General features: G+C 34.6%; 10 protein-coding genes. 8 read left to right on the top strand and 2 right to left on the bottom strand.

Features of this window, described 5'->3' with window-relative positions:
• Positions 1-101 precede the first annotated feature (101 nt).
• A complete protein-coding gene (locus B3C18_RS08245; protein WP_291145215.1) occupies positions 102-926 on the bottom strand; it encodes a universal stress protein in 825 nt (274 codons plus the stop codon).
• 173 nt (positions 927-1,099) lie between these two features.
• Between B3C18_RS08245 and rimP the strand changes: the two genes are divergently transcribed.
• The 5 genes from rimP (at position 1,100) to B3C18_RS08220 (ending at position 7,034) form a co-directional block, all read left to right on the top strand.
• Positions 1,100-1,564, top strand: a complete 465-nt coding sequence (rimP, locus tag B3C18_RS08240) for a ribosome assembly cofactor RimP (protein WP_291145212.1) — start codon at positions 1,100-1,102, stop codon at positions 1,562-1,564.
• Between the two features lie 13 nt (positions 1,565-1,577).
• Complete coding sequence (gene nusA / locus B3C18_RS08235; protein WP_053474392.1) at positions 1,578-2,831, top strand: transcription termination factor NusA; 1,254 nt, start codon at positions 1,578-1,580, stop codon at positions 2,829-2,831.
• A 48-nt stretch (positions 2,832-2,879) separates the two neighbouring features.
• Positions 2,880-5,756, top strand: coding sequence for a translation initiation factor IF-2 (infB, locus tag B3C18_RS08230; RefSeq protein WP_291145205.1), 2,877 nt, complete (start codon positions 2,880-2,882; stop codon positions 5,754-5,756).
• A 294-nt stretch (positions 5,757-6,050) separates the two neighbouring features.
• Positions 6,051-6,449: a hypothetical protein gene (locus B3C18_RS08225; protein ID WP_291145202.1), complete on the top strand. Its 399-nt coding sequence runs from the start codon at positions 6,051-6,053 to the stop codon at positions 6,447-6,449.
• Between the two features lie 72 nt (positions 6,450-6,521).
• The gene (locus B3C18_RS08220) at positions 6,522-7,034 is read left to right on the top strand and encodes a DUF4920 domain-containing protein (RefSeq protein WP_291145198.1); all 513 of its coding nucleotides are present in this window, start codon (positions 6,522-6,524) and stop codon (positions 7,032-7,034) included.
• A gap of 142 nt (positions 7,035-7,176) precedes the next feature.
• Here B3C18_RS08220 and B3C18_RS08215 read toward each other — a convergent pair whose 3' ends face one another.
• Entirely contained in the window at positions 7,177-7,566 is a 390-nt protein-coding gene (locus B3C18_RS08215) for an SPOR domain-containing protein (RefSeq protein WP_291145195.1), read from the bottom strand.
• A 219-nt stretch (positions 7,567-7,785) separates the two neighbouring features.
• On the opposite strand from B3C18_RS08215, the gene B3C18_RS08210 reads away from it, so the two are divergent.
• The 3 genes from B3C18_RS08210 to nrfD all read left to right on the top strand — a co-directional run.
• Positions 7,786-9,123, top strand: a complete 1,338-nt coding sequence (locus B3C18_RS08210) for a c-type cytochrome (RefSeq protein WP_291145191.1) — start codon at positions 7,786-7,788, stop codon at positions 9,121-9,123.
• A gap of 32 nt (positions 9,124-9,155) precedes the next feature.
• The gene (locus tag B3C18_RS08205) at positions 9,156-12,215 is read left to right on the top strand and encodes a TAT-variant-translocated molybdopterin oxidoreductase (protein WP_291145188.1); all 3,060 of its coding nucleotides are present in this window, start codon (positions 9,156-9,158) and stop codon (positions 12,213-12,215) included.
• Between the two features lie 33 nt (positions 12,216-12,248).
• Positions 12,249-13,468 (top strand): NrfD/PsrC family molybdoenzyme membrane anchor subunit (gene nrfD / locus B3C18_RS08200; protein ID WP_291145185.1); only part of this gene is annotated, 1,220 nt, incomplete at its 3' end.

The raw sequence follows: 13,468 nt of genomic DNA, 5'->3' as shown, positions 1-13,468 counted from the left end.
GGTTCGAGTCCTAGTAGACCAACATAAAAAGCCTCTCAATCGAGAGGCTTTTTTTATGCAATAAATTTTCAGTGTATTTATTTCTTCATTAAAATTTTGGTTTAAATTTTTAAAGTAATAACAGGTTTTACAGCGTGATTTACTAAGCCTTCACTTATGCTTCCGTTAAAAAAGTGTGCAAAACCAGTTCTTCCGTGAGTACACATTCCAATAATATCAGCATTTATACTGTTGGAGAAATTGATGATTCCTTTTTCAATATTGGTGTCGTTGTAAATATGTGTGTCGTAATTTGTGAGATTGAAATGATTCGTAAAGTCTTTAATTGCTTTTTCGATTACGTGTGTTGGTTTAAAGCTATTTGGGGTGCAAATGGTAACTAAATGTAGTTTTGCGTCAAATGATTTCGTAACGGTTAAAAGTTTTTCAAACGGTTTTTTGGTTTCTTCTGTAAAATCAGAAGCAAAAACAATATTTTGGACATTAAAATCTGAAATGTCTTTTTTGATGACTAAAACAGGAATTTCTGAATTTCTCACCACTTTTTCGGTATTGGAGCCAATTAGTAATTCCTCAAGTCCCGAAGAACCGTGCGAGCCCATAATAATTAAATCAATATTGTAGTCTTGGCTTACTTGGGTAATACCGTGAATTGGTTTGTCCATTTTTACAACTTCCGTGACCTGAATTCCATCAAGAAAATCGCTTTGTGAGATTGCGTCAAGAGTCTCATTTGCTTTTTGCATAAAAAGCATAGTTTCGGGAATACTTACACCTCCAAATATTGCATCATTGGTTTGATGCGGGAATTCGAGCATGTGTAAAATAATGATTTCAGAATCGTTTTTTTTGGCGATTTGAGCGGCGATTTTTAAGGCGTGTTCTGCATGTTCTGAAAAATCAGTAGGTACTAAAATTCGTTTCATAATTTTCGGGTTAAATTATTAGAATAATGTGTTTTTGAACGCTACTATAAAGATAAGAAATATTTTTAGAGCAATCTATTTATTTGATTTATAAAAAAATCACTATATTTGCACCGTTATTTATTAAAATCTAAATAATGAGGGGACTAATTGTCCCCTCTTTTTATAAAATTATGACATTTAAGGAAAAAGTAAACGAATTAATTACAGAAGCTCTTCTGGAAAAGCCATCGATCTTTTTGATTGATCTTGCTATTTCGGATTCTTTTAAAATTAGTGTTGGTTTAGACGGAGATAATGGAGTTGCACTTCAGGATTGTATTGACATTAGTCGTGCAATCGAGAATAATCTGGATCGTGAAGAGCAGGATTTTTCGCTTGAAGTTGCATCAGTTGGAGTAGGTTCTCCCCTGAAATTAATAAGACAATACAAGAAAAATATTGGTAGAACGTTGATTGTTACTACAAATAATGAAAAAATTGAAGCAGAATTAGTAGAAGCTAACGATGTTTTTATAATTTTGTCTTGGATGGCAAGGGAACCGAAAAAAGTAGGAAAAGGAAAAGAAACAGTTCAAAAAGAACAACAGATACCTTATACAGAAATTAAAGAGGCAGTTGTTACAGTAACATTTTAATTAAAGAATTCGCATGGAAAATTTAGCATTAATCGATTCATTCTCAGAGTTTAAAGATAATAAACTTATTGATCGTGTAACGCTTATGGCAATTTTAGAGGACGTGTTTAGAAATGCATTGAAGAAAAAATACGGTTCTGATGATAATTTCGATATCATTATAAATCCTGACAAAGGAGATATGGAGATATGGAGAAGAAGAGTTATCGTTGCTGACGAAGATCTTGATTTTGAAAATGAAGAAATTACTTTGACTGAAGCAAGAATGATCGAAGCGGATTTTGAAATTGGTGAAGAGGTTTCTGAAGAGGTAAAATTGATTGATTTAGGAAGAAGAGCTATTTTGGCTTTACGCCAAAACTTAATATCTAAAATTCACGAACACGATAATACAAATCTTTACAAGCAATTTAAAGATATTATTGGTGATATTTATACAGCCGAAGTACATCACGTACGTCCAAGAGTTGTTATTTTAGTTGACGATGAAGGAAACGAAATTGTGCTTCCAAAAGAAAAACAAATTCCATCTGACTTTTTCCGTAAAGGAGATAATGTTCGTGGAATCATTGAAAGCGTTGAATTAAAAGGAAATAAACCTCAAATTATTATGTCTAGAACTTCTGAGAAGTTTTTAGAAAAATTATTTGAACAAGAAATTCCTGAAGTATTCGACGGTTTAATTACAGTTAAAAATGTAGTGCGTATTCCGGGAGAAAAAGCAAAAGTTGCTGTAGACTCTTATGATGACAGAATTGATCCTGTTGGAGCGTGTGTTGGTATGAAAGGATCTCGTATTCACGGAATTGTTCGTGAATTAGGAAACGAAAATATCGACGTAATCAACTATACAAACAATATTCAATTGTTTATTACAAGAGCATTAAGTCCTGCAAAAGTTTCTTCTATCAAAATTGATGAAGAAAACAAAAGAGCTGAGGTTTTCTTGAAATTAGAAGAAGTTTCTAAAGCAATTGGTAGAGGAGGTCACAATATTAAATTAGCGGGTCAGCTAACAGGTTACGAATTAGATGTTATTCGTGAAGGAGATGTTGCAGGTGCAACGGCTGATGAAGACGATGTTGAATTAACAGAGTTCTCAGATGAAATCGAAGACTGGGTAATTGAAGAATTTGCTAAAATAGGTTTAGATACTGCAAAAAGTATCTTAAAACAAGAAGTAGAAGATTTAGTAAGAAGAACGGATTTAGAAGAGGAAACTATTCTTGACGTTATGAAAATACTAAAAGAAGAGTTTGATAACTAATTATCTGCTCTAACAACACAACGAAAAAGGTAATAATAAAAAGGTTATATGTCTGAAGAGAGAGTAATAAGAATAAACAAGGTTTTAAGGGAATTAAATATTTCGTTAGAAAGAGCTGTTGATTATCTAAAAGATAAGGGAATTGCTATTGATGCAAATCCAAATGCTAAAATTTCTGACAGTGAATTTAATATCCTTCAAAGCCAATTTGCGGGCGATAAGGGGAATAAGGAAGCTTCTAAAGAAGTAGGGGAAGAGAAAAGAAAAGAAAAAGAAGCATTGCGTGTTGAGCGTGAGAAAGAAATTGAGGACAAACGCAGACAAGACGAAGAGCGTCAGAAACAACAAGAAATCATCAAAGCGAGAGCTGTTGTTACTGGACCTGTTCAAGTTGGTAAAATTGATTTAAATCCAAAAAAACCTGCTGTTTCTCCAGAAGAACCAGTTAAGGCCGAAGAGCCTAAAGCTGTTGTTACTCCATCTCAAACAGAAAAACCTGTTCAAAAAGAAACTACACCATCAGAGCCTGTTGCTCCAGTAGTGGCTGAAGAGAAAAAGGTGGAAAAACCAATTATTACTGAGAAAAAAGAAGTAAAAGCTGAAGTTGTTTCTAAAACAGCACAAGAGCCAGTTGTTTCAACTGATCCTGCAACTGCTGAGGAAACTATCACTACTCAATATCAAAAATTATCGGGAACTACTCTTACTGGGCAGACAATTGACTTATCTCAATTTAACAAGCCTAAGAAAAAGAAGGAAGAGCCGAAAATTACTCCAAATAAACCTGGAGCTCCGGGAGCCGGAAACAATAATAACGCTAATAAAAATAAGCGGAAAAGAATCGCTCCTAAACCTGGTGCGCCGGGTGCGCCAAAACCTGCTACAGGAAATGCGCCGGGAACACCAAATCCTAATAAAATTACTCCAAATACAGGAGGCGGAGGCTTTAATGCTAACAGAAGTGCAAGACCAGGTTTTGTAAAAGGAAACCGTCCTGCAATTGTTGCAAAAGTAGAGCCTACTGAAGAAGAAGTAAAAAACCAAATTAGAGAAACTCTTGAAAAACTTCAAGGTAAAGGTGGTAAATCTAAAGCGGCTAAATACAGAAGAGATAAAAGAGAAACACACCGTCAGAAATCTGATGACGAACAAAGAGCTCTTGACGAAGGAAGTAAAACGATTAAAGTTACAGAATTCGTTACAGTAGGTGAAATTGCAATCATGATGGATGTGCCGATTACTAAAGTAATTGGAACTTGTATGTCTCTTGGAATCATGGTAACAATGAATCAGCGTTTAGATGCTGAAACATTAACTATTGTTGCTGATGAATTTGGTTATGAAGTTGAATTCATAACAGTAGATATCGAAGAGGCAATCGAGGTTGTTGAAGATAAAGAAGAAGATTTAGTTACTAGAGCGCCTATCGTTACTGTAATGGGTCACGTCGATCACGGTAAAACATCTTTACTGGATTATATTCGTAAAGAAAATGTTATCGCTGGTGAGTCTGGAGGTATTACACAACACATTGGAGCATACGGAGTTACTCTTGATAACGGTCAAAAAATCGCATTCTTAGATACACCGGGTCACGAGGCGTTTACCGCGATGCGTGCACGTGGAGCTCAAGTTACCGATATTGCTATTATCGTAGTAGCGGCGGATGATGATATCATGCCACAAACAAAAGAAGCAATTTCTCACGCACAAGCTGCGGGAGTGCCAATTATATTTGCAATCAATAAAATTGATAAACCAAATGCTAACGTTGAGAAAATCAAAGAGCGTTTGGCTAGTATGAATTTACTTGTTGAAGATTGGGGTGGAAAAATTCAGTCACATGATATTTCTGCAAAAGTTGGAACAGGAGTAAAAGAATTATTAGAAAAAGTTTTATTAGAAGCAGAAATTTTAGATTTAAAATCTAATCCAAATAAAGCGGCTCAAGGAACAGTTGTTGAAGCTTTCTTAGATAAAGGAAAAGGATATGTATCGACAATTTTAGTTCAACATGGAACTTTAAAAGTTGGAGATTATATGCTTGCAGGAAAACACCATGGTAAAGTTAAAGCGATGCATGATGAAAGAGGGCATATTGTTTTAGAAGCTGGTCCTTCAACTCCGGTATCTGTTTTAGGTTTAGATGGAGCTGCTACAGCGGGTGATAAGTTTAACGTATTTGAAGACGAAAAAGAAGCAAAACAAATTGCATCTAAACGTTCTCAATTAATGCGTGAACAATCTGTACGTACTCAACGTCATATTACACTTGACGAAATTGGACGTCGTATCGCTCTTGGTCAGTTTAAAGAATTGAACGTAATCCTTAAAGGAGACGTTGATGGATCTGTTGAAGCATTATCAGATTCGTTCTCTAAACTTTCTACTGAAGAAATTCAAATTAATATCATACATAAAGGAGTTGGTGCAATTACAGAAACTGACGTTATGTTAGCTTCTGCATCTGATGCGATCATTATTGGATTTAACGTTCGTCCTGCTGGAAATGCAAGACAGCTTGCTGATAAAGAAGAAATCGATATCCGTTACTATTCTATTATCTACGCAGCAATCGATGACTTGAAAGATGCGATGGAAGGAATGTTAGCTCCAGAAATGAAAGAAGAAGTTTTAGGAACTGCAGAAATCCGTGAGATTTTCAAAATTTCTAAAGTAGGTTCAATTGCTGGTTGTATGGTTACAGATGGTAAAATTCTTAGAAGCTCTAAAATTAGAGTTATCAGAGATGGAGTTGTTGTTCATACAGGTGAGCTAGTTGCTTTAAAACGTTTCAAAGATGATGTTAAAGAAGTAAGCAAAGGTTACGATTGTGGTATTCAAATTAAAGGATTTAATGATATCGAAATAAGTGATGTTATTGAGGCTTACCATGAAGTAGCAATTAAAAAGAAATTGAAATAAAATTATAGTTTTAGTTTATAAAAAATCCCGAGCAATCGGGATTTTTTTTGTTTAGTATATTTTGGTATTTAATAAACAAATATGTTGCATGTTGTAATATGAAACATAATACTGAAAAACAGATGTGTTTTGATTTCTGAATTATTTATTTGTTTTAAGGTTTTAATATTGAATTGTTTTTTGCTTTAGTTTAATTGATTAACATAAGATTTATTTGATAGAAATATTCTAATGGTCTATTGCAATTAAAATTAAAGGGAAACAGGTAAATGTAGAAGTTTAGATAAAAGAGATATGAGATTAAAAATAATTCAAATTATTAATACGCTTGTTTCTAAAAGTTTTAAACGCAGTAATGTTATTTCTAAATTTACGAACATTGAACAGTTTAGGTTAATTATACCGGGTTTGTTGCATGGGTATTTATCTGAAGAGGAAATTCCAAATAGTTTGGTATTACTTTCATCTCCTCCAGAGATTGCTTCCCGCGCTTATGAAATGGATTTAGAACATGCAAAAAGAGTTGTTGAATCTAAAAATAATATTCGCTTTCTAAAAGCTGCCAGCGATGCAATGGGGAGGATTATGGGAAAGGCAACTGTTGAAAGTCTTTTTGCTAATCCTGCTTTTTTGGCAGATTTGGAGGGAGTGAAAAAAGAACTGCTTCGGAATGATTTTACATCTTCTGAGTAAATATGGTTTTGTAAAAAAAAGTGTATTTTTATTTCAGATTTTAATGTTATTTTTGATAATAAATATATAAACATGAAACGATTAGCGATATATACAGTTCTTTTTCTTGTAGGTTTTTCTTCATTGTCTTTTTCACAGGAGGCTATTGAAAAACCATCACCGCCGGCCGGTAATGCGGTGATAGGAGATTTCTATGGAGAAAATATTTCAACGGCTTCAATAAATAATGCAATTTCTGTAGATAAACTGGAAGGTGTATTGAAGGATGTAAAAAAAGCAGAAGGTGTTGCAGTAAAAGGAGAAGTGACTGATGTTTGTGAAAAGAGAGGATGCTGGTTGACTATTAAAACAGAAAATGGTTCCTCATTCTTTGTTAAAATGAAAGATTATGCATTTTTTGTTCCAACAGCGCTGAAAGGTAAAAAAGTAGTTCTAGAAGGTAATGCCGAACGAAAAGTTACATCTGTTGAAGAGCTGAAACATTATGCTAAAGATGCTAAAAAGACAAAAGCTGAAATAGATGCCATTACTGTCCCAAAGGAAGAAATTAGATTTTTAGCCAATGGAATAAAAGTAATAAACTAAATAATTGCAAAGTTGAATTTGATATCAATGATGAAGTTGTAAAGATAAAAGAGCTTGTATAGTAAAATAGTACATGCACTTAAATTTATAAAAAGAAAAAGCGAGATAGTCATCTCGCTTTTTCTTTTTGCTTAGTTTTTAATTATTTACCCGGCTTAATTAAAAAGACACTTTTGTACTTTTTTCTGATGTCGATTAAGTTTCTTTCAGCTTCTATTCTTGACTTGAAATTTCCAACAATAACCTTATAATTTGGAGTGTTGAAAATTATAGTGCCGTCAATATTTGTGTACTCTCTTTTGAAGTCAGAAAGAGTCTTTTTTGCATCTTCGCTTTTGCCGCTAAAAATTTGAATTCGATAAGAATCGTTTGTACTTATTGATGTGTTAAATTTGCGTTTATCGTTCAATAATTGCTCAAATTTTGGGTCTTGATTCAATGTTAAATTTTGGCTTTGAGCATGAATATTATATGCTAATGTCAACATTGTGAATGTTAAGAAAACGTTTTTTGAAGAGGTTAAAATTCTCATAATGTGATGGTTTTTATGCAAAAATACTATTTAAAGTTTGTATGTAAAATTTTAATATTATTTAGAATTGATATAAATTGATATTTAAGACTATTTTAAGGTTTTGAGAATAGTTCATAAGTCGTATTTTTGTGCAAGTTTTAAAAGAAGGTATACATTTTTGTCTGACTTATTACAGAAAAAATCATACCAAAAATTAGTAGATAATTATTATACTATATGAAAAAGGTGGGTAACCATAATTCGATCTCAAGAAAATTATTACTTAGTTTATCGCTAACGTTAATTTTCTCCCTAACTTCATTTGCTCAAGATCCGGCTGCAGCTCCTGCGGCGACTGAAGCTGCTGCAGCTCCTGCTGCTGCATCTGGTGGTGGTGATCCGGTAAAAGGGAAAGAACTTTTTAATGCAAATTGCGCTGCATGTCACAAATTAGATGCTAAATCAACTGGTCCAGCTCTTAGAGGAGTTGCTGCTAAACATGAAATGGCTTGGATTTACAAGTGGGTTCATAATAGCTCTGAAGTAATTAAGTCAGGTGACCCTGTTGCTGTAAAGCTTTTCGAAGAGAATAATAAGTCTGTAATGACTTCTTTTCCTCAGTTGTCTGAAGGTGATATTGATAATATTATCGCTTATACTTCTCAGCCTATACCTGAAAAGCCTGCTGGAGCTGCGTCTGCATTGCCAACAGGTCCTCAAGCTGAAGGAAGCGGAATCTCAAATAATATTATTTTAGGAGCTCTTGCTTTAGTTATGGCTATTTTAGTTGTTATGTTGTTCATGGTGAACAAAGTATTAACTAAAGTTGCAAGTAATAATGGAATTGTAGTTGGGCCTAAAGAGGCTAGAACTCCAATTTGGAAAGCATTTGCTAAAAACCAATTTTTAGTATTAGTTACTTCTATATTCTTGCTTTTAGCTAGTGGTTACTTTGTGTACGGATTCTTGATGCAGGTTGGTGTTGATCAAAATTATGAGCCAATTCAGCCAATTCACTATTCTCACAAAATTCACGCTGGAGATAACGAGATCAATTGTAAATATTGTCACTCTGCTGCTCGTGTAAGTAAAACTGCTGGTATTCCTTCTTTAAATGTTTGTATGAACTGTCATAAAAACATTTCTGAAGTTGCAGAAACTACTGCTACTGCTGAGTACAGCAAAGCATTTTACGATGCTCAAATTCAAAAATTATACGATGCTGTTGGATGGGATAAGACTAAACAAGCTTATACTGGAAAAACACAGCCTGTAAAATGGGTTCGTATTCACAATCTTCCTGATTTTGTTTACTTCAACCACTCACAACACGTTTCTGTTGCAGGAGTTGAATGTCAAACTTGTCACGGTCCAGTGCAGGAATTTGAAATCATGAAGCAATATTCTAAATTAACAATGGGATGGTGTATTGACTGTCATAGAAAAACTGATGTTAAGATGGAAGGAAATGCATATTATGATAAAATTCATGCTGAACTTTCTAAAAAATACGGTGTAGAGAAATTAACTGCAGCGCAAATGGGAGGTTTAGAATGCGGTAAATGCCACTATTAATCGAATTATTAAGATTTTAATATTTATATACAATGTCATCAAACAAAAAATACTGGAAAAGTGTTGAAGAACTAGAAAATAGTTCTATTGTTGAGGCGCTTAGAAATAACGAATTTGTTGAAGAAATTCCTACGGATGAATTCTTAGGAAATGCAGATGCTTTAGCTTCATCTGGAACTTCACGTCGTGACTTTTTAAAGTACGTAGGATTTAGTACTGCGGCAGTTACACTTGCTGCTTGTGAAGGTCCTGTGCACAAGTCTATCCCTTATGTATTACAACCAGAGCAAATCATTCCTGGTGTTGCAGATTATTATGCAACTACTGTTTTTGATGGTTTTGATTTTGCTAACCTTTTGGTAAAAACTCGTGAGGGTCGTCCAATTAAAATTGAGAACAATACTATTTCTGGAGCTAAGTTTTCAGCTAATGCTAGAATTCACGCGTCTATCTTATCATTATATGATAGTGGACGTTTGAAAGAACCAAAGAAAGATGGTAAAAATACTAGCTGGTCTACTGTTGATTTAGAAATTAAATCAGCTATAGCTAAAGCAAAAGCTAAAGGCGGACAGGTTGTATTGTTGACAAATACATTAGCAAGTCCATCTACTGAAAAGTTGATTGGAGAATTTATTGCTAAGAACCCAAATGCTAAACATGTTGTTTATGATGCAGTTTCTTCTTCTGAAGCATTAGATGCATTCGAAACTGTATACGGTGAAAGAGCTTTGGTTGATTATGATTTTTCAAAAGCTTCATTAATTGTATCTGTTGGTGCTGATTTCTTAGGAGACTGGCAAGGTGGTGGATATGATGCTGGATATGCAAAAGGACGTATTCCTCAAAACGGAAAAATGTCTCGTCATTTTCAGTTTGAATCAAACATGACTTTATCTGGAGCTGCTGCTGATAAGCGTGTACCAATGAGTACGGCTGATCAAAAACAAGCTTTAGTTCAAATTTATAATATTGTTGTTGGTGCTTCTGTTCCGGTTACTTTAGATGAAAAATTTAAAGCAGAAGTTGTAAAAGCAGCGCAGCAGTTAAAAGCATCTGGAACAAAAGGAATTTTAGTATCAGGAATTGAAGATAAAAATGCACAATTATTAGTTTTAGCTATCAATCAGGCATTGGCTAGTGAGGCTTTTAATACTGCAGGAACAAGACAAATTAGAAAAGGATCTAATGCTGTTATTGCTCAATTAATAAAAGATATGAATGCAGGAAGTGTTCATACTTTAATTATGAGTGGTGTTAATCCAGTTTATACTTTAGCTGATTCAGCTTCTTTTGTTTCTGGATTGAAAAAAGTAGATACATCAGTTGCTTTTTCTTTAAGAGATGATGAAACTGCTTCTATTGTTAAAGTTGCGGCTCCGGCTCCTCATTACTTAGAATCTTGGGGTGATGTAGTTATTACAAAAGGAACTTATAGTTTAACACAACCAACTATTCGTCCAATTTTCAATACAAAACAATTTCAAGACGTTTTATTATCTTTAAACGGAACTTCTGGAACTTTCTATGATTACTTGAAAGCTAATTCAGCTGCAATCATTGCAGGTTCTTCTTGGAATAAAGTTTTACACGATGGTATTTTTGTTGTTGGTTCTACTCCTTTAGCAGGTGGTTCTTATGATTTCGCAGGTGCTGCAAATGTACTTTCAAAATCAAAATCAACTGGAGACTTTGAATTAGTATTATATACTAAAACAGGTATGGGTGATGGACAGCATGCAAACAACCCTTGGTTGCAAGAGTTTCCAGATCCAATTACAAGAGTTTCTTGGGATAACTATGTTACAGTTTCAAATGCAGATGCTAAGAAATTAGGATTATCAAATGAAATCGTTGCAAACGGAGGGTTAAATGGTAGTTATGCTACTATTACAATTGCTGATGGTTCTAAATTAGAAAATGTTCCAGTAATTGTTCAGCCTGGACAAGCTGTTGGAACAGTTGGTTTAGCTGTTGGTTACGGCCGTAAAGCTTCTCTAAAAGAAGAAATGCAAGTAGGTTTAAATGCTTACGCTTTATATAAAAATTTCAATAGTGTTCAATCTGTTTCTATTGCTAAGGCAAATGGAGAGCATGAGTTTGCTTGTGTTCAAGGACAGAAAACATTAATGGGTAGAGGAGATATCATTAAAGAAACTACTTTAGAGATTTTCAATACTCAAGATGCTAAACATTGGAATGAGCAGCCAATGGTATCTTTAGATCACCAAGAAGTAGAAGCTACTACTGTTGATTTATGGGAATCATTTGATCGTTCTACAGGACATCACTTCAATCTTTCGATTGACTTAAATGCTTGTACAGGATGTGGAGCATGTGTTATCGCTTGTCACGCTGAAAACAACGTACCAGTTGTTGGTAAAGCAGAGGTAAGAAGAAGCCGTGATATGCACTGGTTACGTATTGACAGATATTATTCTTCTGAAAGCACTTTTGAAGGTGATAACGAAAGAAAAGAAAAAATTGCTGGTTTATCTAGTTCATTATCTACATTTAATGAAATGGAAAAACCTGGAGATAACCCTCAAGTGGCATTCCAGCCTGTAATGTGTCAACACTGTAATCACGCACCATGTGAAACAGTTTGTCCGGTTGCTGCAACTTCTCACGGTCGTCAAGGTCAAAACCACATGGCATACAACAGATGTGTTGGTACTCGTTACTGTGCTAATAACTGTCCATATAAAGTTCGTCGTTTCAACTGGTTCTTGTACAACAAAAACAGTGAATTCGATTATCACATGAATGATGATTTAGGTCGTATGGTATTAAACCCAGACGTAAACGTTCGTTCTCGTGGAGTTATGGAAAAATGTTCATTCTGTATCCAAAGTACTCAAGCTGTTATCCTTGAAGCAAAACGTCAAGGTAGAGTAGTAGCTAAAGACGAGTTCAACAATGCTTGTGCATGTTCTGCAGCTTGTTCTTCTGGTGCGATGGTATTTGGAGATGTAAATGATAAAGAAAGCGAAGTTGCTAAATTAGCAGAAAGCGAAAGAATGTATCATTTATTAGAGCATGTTGGTACAAAACCAAATGTTTTCTACCACGTAAAAGTTAGAAACACTTAGTAAAATTATTAATTAAGAAACATATAAAGGATTATGTCGTCTCACTACGAAGCACCCATTAGAAAACCTTTAGTTATAGGTGATAAATCATATCATGATGTAACTGTAGATGTGGCAGCGCCTGTTGAAGGACCTGCAAATAAACAATGGTGGATTGTATTTTCAATCGCATTAATAGCCTTCCTTTGGGGATTGGGCTGTATAATTTACACCGTATCTACCGGAATTGGAACATGGGGATTAAATAAAACAGTTGGTTGGGCTTGGGATATTACTAACTTCGTTTGGTGGGTTGGTATTGGTCACGCTGGAACTTTGATTTCTGCAGTACTATTACTTTTCCGTCAACGTTGGAGAATGGCTATTAACCGTTCTGCAGAAGCAATGACTATCTTCTCGGTAGTTCAAGCAGGTTTATTTCCAATTATTCACATGGGACGTCCATGGTTAGCATACTGGGTTTTACCTATTCCAAATCAATTTGGATCTTTATGGGTAAACTTTAACTCACCATTGCTTTGGGACGTATTCGCAATCTCAACGTATCTTTCAGTATCATTAGTTTTCTGGTGGACTGGTTTATTACCTGACTTTGCAATGCTTCGTGATAGAGCTATAACTCCATTTAATAAAAGAGTTTATTCTATCCTAAGTTTCGGATGGAGCGGAAGAGCTAAAGACTGGCAGCGTTTTGAAGAAGTATCTTTAGTATTAGCTGGTTTAGCTACTCCTCTTGTACTTTCTGTGCACACGATTGTATCTATGGACTTTGCTACTTCTGTAATTCCAGGATGGCATACAACAATTTTCCCTCCTTACTTCGTTGCTGGAGCGGTATTCTCAGGATTTGCAATGGTAAACACATTGTTGATCGTTATGAGAAAAGTTTCTAACCTTGAAGCATACATTACATTACAACATATCGAATTAATGAACATCATTATCATGATTACAGGTTCGATTGTAGGTGTGGCTTACATCACTGAGTTATTCGTAGCTTGGTATTCAGGTGTAGAATATGAGCAATATGCGTTCTTAAACAGAGCTACTGGACCTTACTGGTGGGCATATTGGTCAATGATGACTTGTAACGTTTTCTCTCCACAATTTATGTGGTTCAAAAAATTAAGAACAAGTATCATGTTTTCATTTATTATTTCGATCGTTGTAAACATCGGAATGTGGTTTGAAAGATTCGTAATTATTGTTACTTCTTTACATAGAGATTACCTTCCATCTTCTTGGACAATGTT

Source organism: Flavobacterium sp. UBA7680 (genome assembly GCF_002482975.1).
Lineage (GTDB): Bacteria > Bacteroidota > Bacteroidia > Flavobacteriales > Flavobacteriaceae > Flavobacterium.
This window is presented reverse-complemented; position numbering and strand designations above follow the sequence as displayed.